At 74.8% G+C, this 16,863-nt stretch carries 13 protein-coding genes; 10 read left to right on the top strand and 3 right to left on the bottom strand.

What is annotated here, in order from left to right:
• The first annotated feature begins 572 nt into the window (after window positions 1-572).
• The 3 genes from QCD66_RS20180 to QCD66_RS20170 all read left to right on the top strand — a co-directional run bounded on the left by QCD66_RS20180 (window position 573) and on the right by QCD66_RS20170 (window position 8,441).
• Window positions 573-7,214 carry a glycosyltransferase gene (locus QCD66_RS20180; RefSeq protein ID WP_407567253.1) on the top strand — a complete coding sequence of 2,214 codons (6,642 nt, stop codon included), beginning with the start codon at window positions 573-575 and terminating at the stop codon, window positions 7,212-7,214.
• Entirely contained in the window at window positions 7,211-7,648 is a 438-nt protein-coding gene (locus tag QCD66_RS20175) for a hypothetical protein (RefSeq protein WP_364206642.1), read from the top strand. The genes QCD66_RS20180 and QCD66_RS20175 overlap by 4 nt, the downstream gene beginning before the upstream one ends.
• Before the next feature lie 61 nt (window positions 7,649-7,709).
• Complete coding sequence (locus QCD66_RS20170) at window positions 7,710-8,441, top strand: hypothetical protein (RefSeq protein ID WP_375736839.1); 732 nt, start codon at window positions 7,710-7,712, stop codon at window positions 8,439-8,441.
• A gap of 34 nt (window positions 8,442-8,475) precedes the next feature.
• Here the strand turns inward: QCD66_RS20170 and QCD66_RS20165 are convergent, their stop codons facing one another.
• Window positions 8,476-8,838, bottom strand: a complete 363-nt coding sequence (locus QCD66_RS20165) for a hypothetical protein (protein ID WP_375736840.1) — start codon at window positions 8,836-8,838, stop codon at window positions 8,476-8,478.
• 206 nt (window positions 8,839-9,044) lie between these two features.
• Between QCD66_RS20165 and QCD66_RS20160 the strand changes: the two genes are divergently transcribed.
• From QCD66_RS20160 to QCD66_RS20150, 3 genes are read left to right on the top strand one after another with little or no spacing between them, the layout of a single operon-like run.
• On the top strand, window positions 9,045-9,269 hold the full coding sequence (locus tag QCD66_RS20160) for a hypothetical protein (protein WP_364206636.1): 225 nt from the start codon (window positions 9,045-9,047) through the stop codon (window positions 9,267-9,269).
• A 5-nt stretch (window positions 9,270-9,274) separates the two neighbouring features.
• Window positions 9,275-9,814: a hypothetical protein gene (locus tag QCD66_RS20155; protein WP_375736841.1), complete on the top strand. Its 540-nt coding sequence runs from the start codon at window positions 9,275-9,277 to the stop codon at window positions 9,812-9,814.
• Window positions 9,811-10,368, top strand: coding sequence for a hypothetical protein (locus QCD66_RS20150; RefSeq protein ID WP_375736842.1), 558 nt, complete (start codon window positions 9,811-9,813; stop codon window positions 10,366-10,368). Before QCD66_RS20155 ends, QCD66_RS20150 begins: the two co-directional genes overlap by 4 nt.
• On the opposite strand, the gene QCD66_RS20145 is transcribed toward QCD66_RS20150, so the two are convergent.
• Window positions 10,362-10,751, bottom strand: coding sequence for a hypothetical protein (locus tag QCD66_RS20145; RefSeq protein ID WP_375736843.1), 390 nt, complete (start codon window positions 10,749-10,751; stop codon window positions 10,362-10,364). The two genes, QCD66_RS20150 and QCD66_RS20145, sit on opposite strands and share 7 nt — an antisense overlap.
• Before the next feature lie 113 nt (window positions 10,752-10,864).
• Here QCD66_RS20145 and QCD66_RS20140 point away from each other — a divergent pair, with 113 nt between their 5' ends.
• The 4 genes from QCD66_RS20140 to aroA all read left to right on the top strand — a co-directional run bounded on the left by QCD66_RS20140 (window position 10,865) and on the right by aroA (window position 15,437).
• Entirely contained in the window at window positions 10,865-11,848 is a 984-nt protein-coding gene (locus QCD66_RS20140) for an SMI1/KNR4 family protein (RefSeq protein ID WP_375736844.1), read from the top strand.
• Complete coding sequence (locus QCD66_RS20135; protein WP_375736845.1) at window positions 11,845-12,771, top strand: SseB family protein; 927 nt, start codon at window positions 11,845-11,847, stop codon at window positions 12,769-12,771. Before QCD66_RS20140 ends, QCD66_RS20135 begins: the two co-directional genes overlap by 4 nt.
• A 12-nt stretch (window positions 12,772-12,783) precedes the next feature.
• Window positions 12,784-14,079, top strand: coding sequence for a S8 family serine peptidase (locus QCD66_RS20130; RefSeq protein WP_407566732.1), 1,296 nt, complete (start codon window positions 12,784-12,786; stop codon window positions 14,077-14,079).
• A gap of 80 nt (window positions 14,080-14,159) precedes the next feature.
• Window positions 14,160-15,437, top strand: a complete 1,278-nt coding sequence (aroA, locus tag QCD66_RS20125; RefSeq protein WP_375736847.1) for a 3-phosphoshikimate 1-carboxyvinyltransferase — start codon at window positions 14,160-14,162, stop codon at window positions 15,435-15,437.
• A 39-nt stretch (window positions 15,438-15,476) separates the two neighbouring features.
• On the opposite strand, the gene eccB is transcribed toward aroA, so the two are convergent.
• Complete coding sequence (gene eccB, locus QCD66_RS20120; protein WP_407566731.1) at window positions 15,477-16,862, bottom strand: type VII secretion protein EccB; 1,386 nt, start codon at window positions 16,860-16,862, stop codon at window positions 15,477-15,479.
• Between the last annotated feature and the right edge of the window lies 1 nt (window position 16,863).

Here is a 16,863-nt window from a genome sequence, read left to right as displayed (position 1 = left end):
GGGACCTGCCGCCGCCGCTGACCCCCGACCGGGTACGGGCCATCCTGGCCGACAACACGCTGCCGGAGCCGGTGGTCCGATGGGCCACCGAGCAGCTCACGGTCACCACACCCGACGGGGCGGTCCAGCCGAAGTCCGCCGCCGAGATCGCCGAGACGCTGAGCCGGCTCCAGGAGGAGGCCACCCGCCTGACCACCCCGGAGCCGGTCCGTACGGATGCCGACGAGGCGGTCGGCCCGGCCGGCCGGCCCGACCAGGAGCCGGTGCCGCCTCCCGTCGACCGCGACGGCCCGGATCCGTCGGTCACGCGGCTGGAGGAGCTCACGCCGAGCGTGAACTTCCCGGAGCACCTCACCCGCTACGGCGCGGACCTGCCGGCGCAGGTCCACCAACTCGTCGACCAGGCCACCGAGCGGCTGCGCGCGAACTACCCCGAATCCGTCGTCGCCGCGCGGATCGCCGACCTGCAGGCGGTCGCCGACCAGGCCGACCGCCTGCAGGCGGTCGCCGACCGGACCCGTGGCGTGGCCGACCTGCCGGCCCTGGTCACCGAGGTACGCGACCTCAGCCGGATGGTCGACGAGTACGGCGACCGCTACTCGAACTGGCGCAACTTCGACCGGAACGGCGAACTGGCCGATCCCGGCTGGCGCGACCTGCACGGCGTCGACCCGCTCAACTCGGTCGAGATGGCGAACCGGGCGGTCAGCGTCGACCCGACCACCCACCGGTTCCACGCCATCGACCAGGCAATCATGGTCGCCAAGATCGGTGATGTGCTCGGCGCGGGCTTCGAGCAGCACGCGATCGTGAGCCTGGACCGGCTCGTACCCAAGGACCCCGAATCGGCCCGGGCCCTCGTTCCCGAGCACCTGCTCGACGAGGACCTGCGCGGCTGGATCGCCGGGTCGGCCCGGGGCGGCTTCATGTCCGAGACCGGGCTGATCTTCGTGGCGCCGCACTCCGCCGACGGCCCCCGGCCGATCAGCGCGGTCGCCGCCACACTGGTCCACGAGGGCATGCATCTGCTGCAGCCGAACTCGGCGCTGCTCGGTCCGGCGGTGCAGGCGGCGGCCGGCGCGCTGCCGGACGCCGACGTCGTCACCACCCGGGCACTGGCCGACATCCGGCTCGACGGTGAGCTGGCCGCCTTCACCGTCCAGCAGGCGTTCCTGCGCGGCCTCGCCGGTCACCACGCCGGGGCCGACCTGTCCGCGGATCCCCGGGTGCCCCGCAGCGACGACTACCGGAACCTGGCGGCGAGCCGGCCGGAGGAACTCGAGGCGCGGGTACGGTCCGACTACCGGACCGGCGAGAGCGACACCCCCGGCCGTGCCCTCGTCGACCGCTATCCCGAGATGACCGCGGCGGCGACGGTGGCGCGGGCCGACACCGCGATCGCCAACAGCACCCATCCGCTCGCGGGGGAACGGCTCCAGGGAACCTTCCACGGACCGCTCACCACCCGGGTCGTCGAGCAGTTCGGCATCGACCTGGCCGCGATCCAGCGCCAGCAGACCGACCAGGGCTGGCCGCCGATGCGCGACGACGGCACCGCGTCCCGGTCCGACGGGTCCGCGCCCCGCACACCCGACGCCGGCCGGGTCGAGCCACCGGATCGAGGCGATCGGGTCGGCCCGCCGGTGCAGGAGGAGCGGTCCTCGCCCGGTCCGACGCACGCCGCGGCGCCGATCGAGGGCACCGGTTTCGTGCCCGACGGCCGTCCCGGCTACGTACCGGACGTCTCCGTGTTCGAGCTCCAGGGCGCCACCCAACGGCTGTCGCCGGACGACTTCGCCGGCTCGGTCGCCTGGATCCAGCCGGAGGGGCCGCTGGTCCGGGTGCAGGGCACCGACGGCCGGCCGCACTACTTCCGTCCCGAGATCGGGCGGGACCTGCCGAACGTCGCCGAGACGTCGGTGCGTGCCGGTACGCCCGACGACCCGCACCGGACCGTGGTCAACAACCGGGTGGCGGCCGAGAACCTGCCCCGGGTCTGGGTGCAGAGCATCACCGAGACGCTGCAGGAACGTACGGCGACGGCCGAGCGGGCCCAGCCGCAGGGTGTGCTGCGCCGGGCCATCAACCGGATCGGCGGGTTCTTCGGCCGTACCGAACCGCATCCCGAGCCGCTGACCCGGCCGTCCGCCGACCCGTACCGGACCGGGCCGGGAACCGACCCGGCCACCCGGCCGGCCGGCGATCCGCACACGCGGGCCCGGCTCGGCGAGCGCCGTTTCCTGCTGCGCGAGCTGAACGAGTCGTGGCACCCGGACGAGCAGGCCCGGCTGCGCCAGGAGATCGCCGCCGTCGACCGGGAGGTGGCCCGGCTCGGCCATCCGCTGGCTGAGCTGGACCCGCTACCCGAAACCGGAGCGGTGCCGGACCCGTTCGGCGCCGATCCGCGGCCGTCGACCGAAGCGACCAACGACGGCGTCTGGATCGACCCGGCCTGGCGGCGCGACGACCGGCCGCCGTCGCTCGACGAACTCCTGCCGACGACCGACGCCGAGGCGACGAAGTGGGCGGACACGATCCGGCAGACCGTCGCCGACCTGTTCGAGGGCCGGGAGTTCGCCGGCATGCGGCTGCGGTTCGACCTGACCGACGAGCACAGCGTCAGCGTCTACCGCAACGACGTCACCATCCGGGCCGACGTCGTCGACCCGGAGCGCGGGGTCGTCGGCCGGGTCGTACGCGCGTTCCACCGTGACCACGACGGCAGCCTCTACGCCGAGCACGTCTCGCTCAAGCTCTACGAGAGCGCGCAGGGCCGGGGCTTCGCGAGTGCGTTCAACCGATACCTGGAGCAGTGGTACCACTACTCCGGTGTCGACCGGATCGAGATCCACGCCGCCTCCACCGTCGGCGGCTACGCGTGGGCCCGGGCCGGCTACGACTGGGCGCCGAACACCGAGCACCGGGCCGACGCCGTACTGGACCGGCTGCGGTCCGAGCTGCGTGACGTCGACGCCGACCTGGACCAGCTCGCCCGCTGGACGGCCGGCGACGACACCGTCGACGCCGACCGGCTCCGGCAGCGCTATCCCGGCCCAAGCCCGGAGGAGATGACGGCCGACGCCCACCGGCAGCGGGCCGCGGGGCAGCAGATCCTCGACCGGGCCGCCGGGCACCGGTTCGGCAGCGACGGCTACCCGACCCCGTTCGACATCAGCCAGGCCGGTTGGCACGACCAGCACGGCCGGGACGCCACCTGGATCGGCAAGCGGGCGTTGCTCGGCGCCGACTGGAAGGGCGTCAAGCCGATCGCCGACGAGGGTCCGCGATTCACCCGCGACCCGGCCGCCGTACGACCGCACTCCGATCTCCCGGTCCGACCGATCACCGCCGCGCAGGTGCCCGACTCGCAGTTCCACGGCCACCTGCGCGACACCCCCGAGCCGGAAACCGTCGGCCGGGCCGGCCGCGACGCCCTCGACCAGATCCGGCACCGGCTGCCGGTCGGCCACCCGCTGCGGACGACGCCGATCGAGGTGACCACCGTGCCGGCCGAGCGGCTGCCCGACCGGGCGGTCGCCCGCAGCGTGCCGGTCGACGCCGACGGGGTGGACCTGCCCGCCGGCCGGGTCCCGCCCGAGGACGGCGGATACCGCGTCGAGCTGTCCGACCGGGCCGGTGAGCATGCGATCGCCCGCGCCGTGGCCCATGAGGTCGCCGAACTCGCGGCGATCCGGCAGCGGGCCGACGCCGGTCTCGACCTGTCGGTGCCGGACGTCCTGCGCCCTGGCGAACACGTCGACGGCGCCACCCTCAGCCCGCACGACCTGGGCCGGCTGGCCGAGGTCGAGGTGCTCGCCGACCTGCTCGACGACCCCGCGACGGCGGCGCACGCCCGCTCCGAACTGGACCGGCTGCGCGACCACCTCGGGCTGCGCCCCGACGATCCCGGCGCCGCCGACCGCTTCGCGCTGATCGGCCCGCACCTCGGCGACGCGGGCCGGGCCGCCCTGCGCGCCGACGGCGGGCCGCCGCCGACCCGTACCCTGCGGATCATCGCCTACGACGGCGGGCGGGGCGGCGATCTGCCGGCCCGGCTGGCGACCGAACTCGGCGCCGGTGGCGACCGGGTCGTCGTCCGTACGCCGGGGGTGGGGTCGCGCGACCTCGGCCCGGGCGCGCGGGTGTCCGGCGCCGACCCGATCCCGGGCGTCACCGGGCCGATCAGCCCGCTGCTGCGGCTGGACGGGCAGCCCGCCGACGCCGACGTGGTGATCGGCTTCGGTGAGACGGCCGGCATCGCCGACGTGCGCCGGGACGCGTACCCGCACGCCCGGATCGTGCAGGTGGTCGACACCGTGCCGGACGCCGCGCACCTGGCGGTGCTCGCCCGGGCCGACCTGATCGTGACCGCCGACCCGCGACTCGCCACGGAGATCCGGTCCCAGCTCGCCGGCCTCGGCGCCGACCGGGTCCCGCCGGTGCACGTACTCGGCCCGGACGGGGCCGCCGGCCTGCACGACGCGATCCACGGTCTCGGCGACGGCGTCGCCCGGGTCGACGAGGCCACCTGGCGGCAGGAGATCTCGCTACGCGACGTGGTGCTGCGCAGCGCCGCCGCCGAGCCGTCCGACGGCGCGACCCGGGTGATGACCGTCTGTACCGAGTGGTGGTCGAGCCGTGGCGGCATCCCGACCGCCAACCGTGAGCTGACCGAGGCGTTCGGCTCCGCCGGCACCGTCACCTTCGCCCGGGTGTCCACCGTGGACTCCGGCGACCTTTCGGTCACCTCGGCCGAACCCGCCGGCGTACGCGTCGTCGGCGTCGACCACGTCTGGGGCGTGCTCGACGCCAAGGGTGAGCCGGACACCCGCGCGATGACCCTGCTGCCGCAGAACCTGCCGGCACACGTCGACGTCGTCGTCGGGCACTCCCGGTTCGGCGGCGGGGTGGCCCGGCTACTCGTCGAGCAGGTGTATCCCGGCGCCCGTTACGTGCACGTGCTGCACACCTCGCCGGAGGTGCTCGACGCACTGCGCGGCAACCCCGCCGAAGGGCTCGGCCACGCGGCCACCGAGCGGATCCTGATGTCCGGCGCGGACGTGGCCGCCGGGGTCGGCCCGCTGCTCGGGCTGGAGGCGGGCCGGCTCGGCTCGGAGGCGCAGGTGCCGCCGCCGACCGTGCACCGGATCATCTCCGACATGCCGCGCATCGAGGGCGATCCGCCGCCGCGTCCGGCGGACCGGACGCACTTCGAGATCGCGGTGCAGGGGCGGGCCGGTGATCCGATCAAGGGCATCGAGTTCGCCGCCAGGCTGGTGCCGCTGCTGGCCGAGGAGGGCGTGCCGGTCCGGTTGACCGTACGCGGCGCGCCGACCCAGAAGGCGGCGGACGAGCAGGCCGCCCAACTGTCCGAACTCGCCGGTGCCGAGGTGGTCGTCAAGCCGTTCACCCGCGACCAGGCGGCCCTGCTCCAGGACCTCTACGACGCCGACCTGGTGATGATGCCGTCGATCCACGAGGGTTTCGGGCTGGTCGCCAGCGAGGCGGCCCGGGCCGGCGTACCGGTCGTCGTCGGCGAGGGCACCGGTGCCGGACTCTTCTTCGGCGACCCTGGGCAGGTGCCGGCCGGGCTCGGCGAGCCGGCCACCGTACGCGACGGCATCACCGTCGACGTGCTGCGGCAACTTCTGCTCGACGCCGCGGACCCGGACGGTGTGGTGGACGGGCCCGCGATGCGACGGGTGCTCGACGAGATCGACCAGCGGCGGACGCCGGCCTGGGTCGATCACGTCGGCACGGCGCTGCGGAACCTGGCCGAGCACCGGGCCCGGGCCCTGGACCTGCGCGACTACCTGGCCGAGACGTTCCCGCCGGGCAATGCCGCGCAACGGCTCATCGCGGCGATGCGCGGCGAGCCCGCCGCCGACGGTGCTCCGCCCCAGCAACGGGCGGCGAACGGCGCCGGCCCGCGTGGGGCGCATGTCGCGGACGGTGCCGGGCCGGCCGCGGAGCGGTCGGCGCCGACCGGCGCCAACCAGCGCGGCGGGCATGTCGCGGACGGTGCCGGGCCGGCCGCGGAGCGGTCGGCGCCGACCGGCGCCAACCAGCGCGGCGGGCATGTCGCGGACGGTGCCGGGCCGGCCCCGGACCGGTCGGCGCCGACCGCCGACCGGCAAACCAAGGCCGACGGTACCGTCGACCGGCCGCCGGCCGTGGCCGGACCCGAGACGGCCGCCACCCGGCCGGGCACGGCCGAGTCCCGGCCGGTGTCACCCGGCCGGGTGCCGGTACGGGAGACCGCCGTGCCGGCCCAGCCGGGTCCGCGATCCGATGCCGGACCGCCGGCCGACGCCACGCCCGAGGTGGCCCCGGCGCTGGACGAGCACTCCGACCTGGCGCGGATCCTGCGGGCGTCGCCGGAACTGGCCCACTCCCTGGCCGCCCGACCGGCGACCCGGCAGCACCTGGCGAGCTATCCGCAGGCGATCGAGGTGCTGCAAAGGGTCCTGGACGACATCCGGACCCGGGGGGCCGAAGCCGTCGTCGCGGACGGCACCCCGGTCCCGGAATCGACGCCGCTCACCCCCGAGCAGCGGGCGATCAGCGCGGCCGTCGAGGTGCTCGGCAGCCGCTACCAGACCGGATTCGACCACCGGCGGATCGGCGACGCCGAGTACCGCTCCGCGTTCCTCGACCGGATGTACGAGCAGGCGGCGGTCGCCCAGGACGAGCTGCGCGGGATGGTCGTTCGGATCGCGGCAGAGACCGGCGGTGAGCCGGGCTGGCGACCCGGCCCCAAGGACCGGGTACGGGCCGAGGACAAGATCCGCGAGTATCGCGGTGACGTGTCGAAGCTGACCGACCTGGCCGGCGCGAAGATCGAGTTCAGGTCGTTGGACGACCTCTACCAGGCGTTGGCCCGGCTGATCGACGAGCCGGGGGTCAGGATCGTCAAGTTCAAGGACCGGTTCGAGAATCCTCAGGACAGCGGGTACCGGGACGTGCAGATGTCGGTCCGGGCCTCCAACGGCCACGTGGCGGAGTTGCGGCTGCACCTGACCTCGCTCGACGAGGTGGCAGCCTGGGAGCACGCGTTGTACGAGGTCAGGCGTGACCTGGACGCCCTGGCCGAGGAACTGGGCCGGGTGCTGAGCGTGGCTGAGACCGCGATCAGGGACGGAATCCTCCGCGAGGAGCAGCGCCTATTCTGGGAGGCGCTGCGAACGGCGCTACGGGGAGAGGGCGGAGAGTGACGTACCAGCCTGGGCTGCGGTTGCCCGGATACTACGAGTACTACGCGGCGCCGTTGAAGATGGTCTCCACGCTGGACGGCGGTATGGCGGCGTGGCGTATGTCGATCGAGACCGGCGATTGGGAGCCGGCCAACCACCTGATCGACAAGGTCCTCTTCGCCCGGGGTGGCGAGGTCGACAGATTGTCGAAGCAGGAGTTCATCGAACTGTGCGAGGAGACCCGGGCCCGATACCTGCAGGGGACGGGACCGGTCTACGCGCTGTACGAGACGCGGCGGGCGATCACCGATACCGTCGAGCGGGAGAACCGCCCGTACACGCTGCCGGAACGGGCACTGCTCGCCGGACTGTCACGCGAGACGTACGTGATGTTCGAGGAGGAGCTGCGGCGGGCGGGCAGCCCCGCCGCCGACCCCTCGCTCGGCCGGGACTGACCGGCTTCCCGGCGGCCCGGACCCGGTGCGGTTCGCGGCGGGAACGCCGGCCGGTGCGACAATGACCGCCCACACGACCGACGGGCTGGAGGCCACAGGGATGCTGGGGGAGCGGATCGCGGCGGCGGTCCAGCGACACGTCGCGCGGCGGGACGAGACGGTCGTGCGGCACATCGAGCATCCGGAGCTGGTCACCGTGCAGACCACGGGGTGGACCTACTACGCCCGGCGGGCCGACTGGTCCGTCGCCGCTCACCCGGGTGTCGAGGCGGTCTTCCGGGTCGTCGTCGACCGGATGATGGACAACTTCGTCATCACCTACGGTCTGCTGGTGCCGCCCGGCGAGGAGGCGCTCCTGCTCAACGACGTGGCCGTGCTGCGTGACCTGCAACGGCGGCTCGGCGGGCCGGTCGACCCGCTGGCGTACGCGGAACTGCTGGCCGAACTCGGCTCGACGGCGGACATCACCGGGCCGCGCCTGACGCCGATGGCCGCCACGACGGCCTACCGGGCCGGCTGGCTGATCCGGGACGTGGACGGGTTCCGCCGGCGTTACCCGGAGGTGGACCCCGGGCTGGTCGCGCCGCCCGTCGTGCGTCCGGATCCGCCGTCGGTCGAGTTCCACAGCCACAACTACGTGATCCACCACGCGGTGTCGGGCATCGACATCTACCGGTGGACGGTGCGGTTGCCGGCGGATGCCCCCGCCCACTGGGACCGCCAGGTGGTCGAGTCCGACCTGGCGGTCCGCCCCTGGCTGCACGAGCGGCCCGACCCGGAACCGGCCGGCTAGTGCCGGGCTGTCGCGGTGACCGGCGTCCCGGCCGTCACAGGTCGGTGCGTTCGGTCTCGGCGTAGCCGATGCCGTGCCGGTCCAGCCAGGCCACGAAGCGGTCGATGATCGTGGTTCCCTCGTCACCGTCCCGTACGTCGAGGACCTGGCGTAGCCGGTCGAGCGGGTCGCCCGGGGGCAGCGCCCGGGTCACCGCGTCGACGTCGGTGACCGCGTACTCCCGGCGGTAGAGCGAGACGTCGTCGCCGAACTGCAGCTGCACCGCGCGGCCACCGGTGTCCACGCGCAGCGCCAGCGCACCGTCACCGGTCAGCCGCAACGTCACCCGCTCGGACGACCAGCCTTCGGCGTCCATCGGGTGGTCGAGCAGGGTGATGGTGGATTCGTCGGCGACCATGTGGTTCCCTCCTGCCGCCGGGCTCACGACCGGCGTAACGTCCCAACTGAGACAATAAGTGTCCCGCTCACGTCGACGGCCGCAGGAGTGGCAGGAGTGCCGGGCGTCTCGGTGTGGCCGGTCCGGTCGGCCCGGTGCGGTCGGCCCGGTGTCGGCCCGACCGGCTAGAATTCGGGGCCGGCGGAGGCGGTCGACAGGGAGGTCCGATGGCGTTGCGGATGGACCCCGCCCGGCGGCGCCGGCTCCAGGAACTGGCCCGGATCCACGACCGGTGGCAGGCCGCGCACGGGGTCGACGACGCCGACTTCACGCCCGACGGGGCCGATTCGACCCGCCGCCGTACCCCGTCTCCCGAGGCGGAGCGGGAACTGATGGCCCGGTCCCGCGCGGTCATGGGGCTCGACCCCGAGACCGGCCACTACCGGGACTGAGTGCCGTGGTCCTGCCGGCGGCCCGCACCCGCGACGAGGCGCACCTCTACCTCGACCTGCACCCGTGCGACCGGTGCCTGAGCGTCTCCACCACCTGGGACAGCACCCTGACCAGCGTGGACGGGATCCCTGCCCGGCGCTACGCCGGGGTCTGCGACGACTGCGGCACCGGGCGCGAATACCTCTTCGCGCTGCCGGAGCACGCCGCCGGCACCCGGTCCGGCACCGTCCACTTCGGTGGGTCGAAGCCGTCGGAACTGCTCGACCCCGGAGAGTGGCTGCTGGTCGCCGACCTGACCGCCGAGGCCGCCGCGGCGGCGACCGACCCGGCCGAGGCCGCCGAGTCGACCGGTATCGCACTGGCCGCCATGGTCGAGATCCTCAAGTTCGTGCCGGCGGGCGCCGACGCCGTACCCGCCGACCTGTTCCGTACCGAGCGTGGCCGCACCGTCTACCGTCAGGAGCCGGGCCGGTTCCGGCGGCGCCGGCTGGAGATCGTCCGGGACGCCTACCGGGACGCGCTGGACCGGATCGGGCCCCGATGACGCCGATGCTGGCGCGCACCAACCACGAGGCGCACCTCTACATGGACCTGCGGCCGTGTGCCTGCGGGGCGACCGCGTTCGACCGGGCCAGCAGCGTCGTCCTGCTGCCCGACGGCGACCTCGGCAGCCGCTACGCCGGCACCTGCGCCTGCGGCCGCGAACGCGAGTTCCTGTTCCGGCTGCCCGCGCAGGTCGAGCTGCCGACGGCCGGGGCGCGCTACGGCGACGCCGGCCCGTCGCAACTGCTCGACGCCGGCGAGTGGCTGTGGGTCGCCGACCGTTACGCGCAAGCCGTACCCGCCGACCCGCACACCCTGCCGGCCTCCGCCCGGGCGACGGCCCGGGCCCGGCTCGCCCAGGCGCTGGCCGCCGTCGACGAGGTGCTGAAGTTCGCCGGTACGGACCCGGCGGTGCCGCCGGACGCGTTCTGGACCGGGCGGGGCCGGGCGGTCCGGGACCGGGAGCCGGGCCGGTTCACGGTCGCCCGGCTACGCGCCGTACACGACGCCTACGCCCGCGTGCTGCGGCAGATGGACGGCGCCGGCGGTCACTGACCGACGAGTGCCTGGCAGTGCGCGATCGTGCCGGTGTTCTCGGCGACCTTGCGCCCGTCGACGTGGATCGTGCAGGTCGTCCGCGGCGTGGCCGGCCGCCCCGGCCGGTTGCGCATGAACTCGCGCAGCTCCGGCTGGCCCATCACCTCGGCCACCCGCGCCGGCGGGCTCTCCACGACGACCCGGTGCTCCCAGGCCGGCAGCGAGACCCGTTCTTCGATCCGGTTGCCGTTGTCGCGGTAGTGGAACTCGATGCCCCAGAGCGCGCCGTCGCCCTCCAGCGTGAGCGAGTAGTCGATGGTGTGCGTCACCTTCTCCTCCCGGACCAGCCCACAACCGCCGAGTAGCAGGACGACGGTGACAAGCGCTGCGGCACGGCGCATCGGCGACCTCCCCTGATCCACCTGCCCGGTAGCCTATGGCCTGGCCGCCCGGCACCCGGATCGCGGTCCGGACGGCGGCGGCCGTCGAGGTGGGTCGACAGGGGAGGGGCGGCATGGTCATCGCCGGCGCGCGGCACGCGTTCCAGGTCCGCCGCCCCGGTTCGTCGATGCTGCGGGTGCGCTACCGGGCCGGGGTGCCGGTCGACCCGTACGGCTTCCCCGACTGGGTGCCGTACGCCCGCGCCGTGGTGCGGCTGCCCGACGTACCGGACGGGGTGGGCCTCGACGAGGCACGCGTGCTCGGGGTGCTGACGGCGAACCTCGTGCTGGCCGGCACCGGCGACCCGCTCTGCCCGGTCGGGCCGACACCGGACGGACCGGTGGCCACGCCGGCCGGCTGGACCTGGGCCTTCCTGGCCCGGACCCGGCTGGTCGCGCTGGTGCCGGTCGAACTGCACGCGTCGTTCCGGCACCTGGGCGGGATCAGCACGCTGACCGCCCCACGCCGCGGCCTGGGCGTGCCCGGCACCACCGGCGGCCCGCCGCGGATCGGCCGGTCGGCCCGGCTCGCCGACGACGCGCTCGCCGTCGTGCAGGAGCGCCTCGGGCACCCGCTGCCCGCCGACTACCGCGAGTTCCTCGCCGGCACCAACGGCGGCTGGCCGGTGCGGCCCGCCGTACACCCGGGGTTCGGGTTCGTCGTCGACCAGCCGATGTTGGGTGTGGCCCGGGCGGACTGGCTGCACGACCTGGTCTACGTCAACTCGCTCGACGCCGAACTCCTCCCCGGTCACCTCGCCATCGGCTACGTCCAGGGTGGACTGATCACGCTCCGGGTGGCGGACGGCTCGGTGTGGTATCTCGACGACGACGACCACCGGGACACCGACGGCGACCCTCCGGCCCGGCTGCTGCGGCGCTGCGCCGACGACTTCACCACCTTCTGGCAGGCGCTGCGGGAACCGCCGGCGACACTGACCGGTCGCGCCGAATCCGACATACGTGCCGGTGCGGCCGCCCCGCACCGGCTGCCCGGCACCGGGACGGCGTTGCCGCCCGCCCGCCGCGGCCCGCTGACCGGGGGGCCGGCCGCGTGACCGGATGGCAGCCCGCGAACGACAGCGAACGGGAGATGGCGCGGGCCCTCGCCGCCGACGACCGGGCCGGCTTCTTCCGGATCGTCGCCGAGACCACGCTCTACCTGCCGCAGAGCGCCACCGCCCGCGACGAACCCGGCGCGCAGACGTTCGTCACCGCCGACCTCTTCGGGCAGACCTTCCTGCCCGTCTTCACCTCGATGGAGGCGATGCTGCCGCAGGTGACCGGCATCGCCGACGCCTACACCGTCACCGACTACACCGAACTGCGCGAGAAGTGGCCGTCGCCGGCGTGGCGGCTCGCCGTCAACCCGGGCACCCCACTCGACGCGTACGTCGCCGTCGAGACGGTCGAGGAGGCCGCGGCCGGCCGGGCGACCGTTCCCGACGCCGCCGAGGCGCTCCAGGGGGTGGCCGAGGAGGACGCGCTCGCCGAGATGGACGACGCCGACCGCGTTTCCGCCGAACGGCACCTGGACACCCCGGACGGCCTGCTCGCCGACTTCGGGGCGGCGACGGCCGGCACCCCCGGCCCGACCCCGGACACCGACGCGCTGCTGCGGGCGGCCGCCGGGCGCGGCGACGCCGTCGCCTTCATCGCGGCGCTGCTCGACGCGATGGTGCACCTGCCGACCACCGGCCCGGTCGACGATCCGGCCCGCGTCGTCGACGCCGACTTCCCGTGGCGGGTGGTCGGTCACGACGGCGAGCCGGCGGTCGAGGTCTTCACCTCCGAGCGGCTGATGACCGCGGCCCACCCGGCCCGGCCCCCCTACCTCACGGTGACGCTGGTGTCGCTGCTCACCGTCTGGCCGGAGGAGCACCTGCTGCTGGTCAACCCCGGCACCGACCTGTCGGTCACGGTGCCGGCCGACCAGGTGCCGGCGATGCTGCTCTTCCCCGACCAGGACCCGACGAGTTGACGGAGGATCCGCGTGTTTCGCGTACCCGGTGACCGGGCCGGCCGAGCCGGTCTGGTCGGCGTGCTGGCCGGCGCGGTCCTCGCCGGACCGGCCCTGGCCGCGCCGCCGGCCGCTGTCCCGGCGCCGGCCGCTGTTCCGCCGCCCGCGCGGGCGCCGCAGAACTGCGCCGACCCCGGACAGGCCGTCACCGAGGTGCCCTGGGCACAGTTGACGCTCACCCCGGAACGGGTCTGGCCGTTCACGACCGGGGCCGGCACGACGGTCGCCGTACTGTCGTCCGGGGTCGACGCCGACCACCCGCAACTGCGCGGCCGGGTCGCCGCCGGCCTGGACGCGGTCGCCGGCAGCGGCCGCGCCGACGACGACTGCCTCGGCCTCGGCACCCAGGTCGCCGGGCTGATCGCCGCCCGGCAGACCGACTCGCAGGGCTTCGCCGGGCTCGCCCCGGGCGCCCGGATCCTGCCCGTACGCGTCGTCGACGACGCCGGCTTCGGCCGCCCCCAGGTCCGGGCCGCGGTGCTGGCCCGCGCCATCACCTGGGCCGTCGACCAGCGCGTCGCGGTGATCGCGGTCCCGATCCCGGTGTACGACGACGACCCTGCGGTCCGGGCCGCGGTGGCCCGGGCCGTAGCGGCCGGAATCGTGGTCGTCGCCGCCGCCGGTGACGAGGGCGGCACCAACGCGGCGAACCCGACCCCGTACCCGGCCGGCTACGAGGGCGTGCTCGGCGTCGGCGCGATCGGCCCCACCGGCGCCCGCTGGGACAACTCCCAGCACGGCCCGTACGTCGACCTCGTCGCTCCCGGTGACCAGATCCTGACCCTGCAGCGGGGCAGTGGGCTGACCGGCGCCAGCGGCACCGGACTCGGCACCGGCTTCGTGGCGGCGACGGCGGCGCTGGTCCGCAACAAGCGCGGCGCGCTCGACCCCGGGCAGATCGAGCGGCTGATCCTCGGCACCGCCGTACCGGCCCCCGGCGGCCCCGGGTTCGGCCACGGCATCGTCAACCCGTACGCCGCCGTCAACGACCAGTTGGCCGGCGGCGGCCCCGCCGCACTGCCCGGCCTGACCCCGTCGGAGCCGGTGGTCGACGCCGCGTGGCTGCGCAGCCGAAACGTCGCCGTGCTCGGTGCGCTGGTCGCGGTGCTGCTCGTCGGGGCCGTGTGGGCCGGGGCGGTGGCGCTGCCGCGAGCCCGGCGCCGGTCCTGGCGGGCGGCGGTGGCCCCACCGACCCCGCGCGGCGGCGAGCCGGTCGAGCCCGGCCCGCCGCTGCAACTGTTCGACGGGGCGTCCGGCGGCCGGCGGTGACCGTCCACCGGCCGGACCCTCCCGCCCGGCACCCCGACGGACGATCACCGGAGCATCCCGCCACCGGGGATACTGTCCGCATGACCACCACCGCCGAGCGTCTTCCGGACGTTCTGCCCATCACCCCGCTGACGGCGCCACCGGTTGCCACCATGCGGCCGCCCGGCTCGAAGAGCATCACCAACCGGGCGTTGCTGTGCGCCGCCCTCGCGTCCGGCACGAGCACCCTGCACGGTGCGCTCTTCGCCGACGACACCCGGGCCATGATGGACGCCGTCACCGCGCTCGGCGCCACGGTCGTGCCCGACCAGGACTCGAACACGGTCACCGTCACCGGCACCGACCCGCGCGGGTCGACCGGAGCCGCCACGGTCGACGCCCGCCAGTCCGGCACCACCTCCAGGTTCGTCCTGCCGGCGGCGGCCCTGCGCCCCGGCCGCACCGTCGTCGACGGCACCGCCCAGTTGCGGGCCAGGCCGTTCGGGCCGGTGCTCCAGGCGCTGCGCGACATCGGCGCCGCCGTCGAGGAACTCGACCACCCCGGGTTCCTGCCCGCGGCGGTGCGCGGGCCGGCCCGGGGCGGACCGGTCCGGGTGCCCGGCCACCTGTCGAGCCAGTTCCTGTCGGGCCTGCTGATGGCCGCACCGCTGATGGCCGACGGGCTGACCGTGGAACTGACCTCACCGCTGGTGTCGGTGCCGTACGTCGACATGACGATCGCGGTGATGGCGGCGTTCGGCGTCGAGGTGCGCGACCTCACCGTGCCGCCGGGCACCTACCGTCCGACCGAATACGTCGTGGAGCCGGACGCGAGCGCCGCCTCCTACTTCCTCGCCGCCGCGGCGATCACCGGTGGCCGGGTGACCGTGCGGGGGCTCGGGTCCGCGAGCCTGCAGGGCGACGTCGGGTTCGCCGACGTGCTGGAGCGGATGGGGGCCCGGGTGGACCGTGGCGCGGACGAGTTGACCGTCACCGGTGGTGGCCCGCTGCACGGCATCGACGTGGACATGGCCGACATCTCGGATACCGCGCAGACCCTGGCCGCGGTCGCGGTCTTCGCCGACGCCCCCACCCGGGTGCGCGGGATCGGCTTCATCCGGGGCAAGGAGACCGACCGGATCGGCGCGGTCGTCACCGAGCTGCGCCGTGCCGGCATCGACGCCGTCGAGGACGACGACGGCTTCACGATCCGGCCCGGGACGCCCCGGCCGACCCGCTTCGCCACGTACGACGACCACCGGATGGCGATGAGCCTGTCGCTGGTCGGCCTGCGGGTGCCCGGGATCGAGATTGCCGACCCGGCGTGCGTCGGCAAGACGTACCCCGGCTTCTTCACGGACCTGAGCCGCCTGTCCTGACCGGACCGGCTGTTTCTGACCGCACGGGTGGTCCGGCCGTCAGCCGCCGGTGAGCGCGGGCCGGATCGCCGCCTGCGGGTCCAGGGTCGGGCCCTGCGGGATGCGGCTGACCAGGGCCGCCGGTACCGCGACCGCCTCGGCCGCCGGATAGCCCAGCATCTGTAGCGCGGCGTCGCTGACCACCGGGTAGCGGATGCCGAGGTCGGTGATCACCTGGTAGCTCGCCGGCGAACCGAGCACCCGTACGACGGCGACCCGACCGGACGGCACCAGGATCCGGTCGGCCAGCCGGGACCCGTCCGGCGCCGCGCCGACGGTCGGGATCGAGGCCCGCACGCCGGGGAGTTCCCCACCCGTGGTCAGTGCCGGTACGCCGTCCGGCTCGCCGGTCACCGCGCACAACTGGTCGGCCCCCGGCGCCGACAGTTGCGGCGGTGCCGGCGGCGGCTGCACACCACCCGACGGGCGCCGCAGCTGGTCGCTCTGCGGCGCGGAGGTGGCCTCGGAGACGGCGATCGGCGCCGGCTCGCCGGCCGACTCGGCGTTGAGGATGGCCCGCTGCAACGCGGTGATCGGGGCGAGGCCGTCGCCGAGGACGAGGTAGTACTGCGGCCCGGCACCGGTCTGCGCGACCAGGATGTCACCGACCGTACGACCGGGCAGCGCGGCCGACGCCCGGCCCCGGTCGCGGACCTGCACCGGCGCGATGTCCGCGCCCGCCGGCAGCGCGTTGATCCAGGCGGTGCCGACCGGGGTCGCGGTGACCGACCCGAACAGGGCCGGGATGACCACCCGGGACGACTGGATCAGGTGCCGGTGCCCCTGCCAGACGAGGTAGTTCATGCCGAGTTCGGCGTCGCGGACGAGCAGCCCCTGCTCGCCGGTGCCGCGGCCGCCGGTCGGCGCGACACCGACCCCGAGCACGACGGTGCTGACCGGCCGGCCGGCGTCGTTGGTGCCCGGTACGGCGCACACCGTCCACGGCAGGCCGATCCGCTGCTTGGCCACCGGCAGCGACTGGGGTGCGCCGACGATCCCGACGGTGATCCCGCGCGGCACCCCGGCCAGCGACGCGGCGGCGACCCGGGCGGCGGCCTGGCCGGGCCGGCCGGCGGCGAGCAGCGCGGAGGCGTAGTTGACGGTGGGGTGCAGTTGCCCGTCGAGGAAGACGAACGTGGCGCCGGTCTCGCGCTCGATGACGACCGAACCGTCGGTCTTCCACCGGTCGCCGCCGACCTTCGTGATCAGCCCGTAGATGCCGACCCCGGCGGCGATCAGCACCGCGACCATGACCCCGCCGAAGACGGCGCCGATGCCGCGCCGCAGCGGCGACTGGGCCGGGTCGGTCTCGCGCATCACGAAGGCGGAGATGACCCGCTGGGTCATGAACTGGTAGGAGTGCAGCTGGTCGCGGCGGGACGGCATC

The sequence above is a fragment of the Polymorphospora sp. A560 genome (genome assembly GCF_045781765.1).
In the GTDB taxonomy this organism is placed as follows: domain Bacteria; phylum Actinomycetota; class Actinomycetes; order Mycobacteriales; family Micromonosporaceae; genus Polymorphospora; species Polymorphospora lycopeni.
The sequence above is the reverse complement of the archived record's forward strand: the minus strand, read 5'-3'. Positions and strand labels throughout refer to the sequence as shown.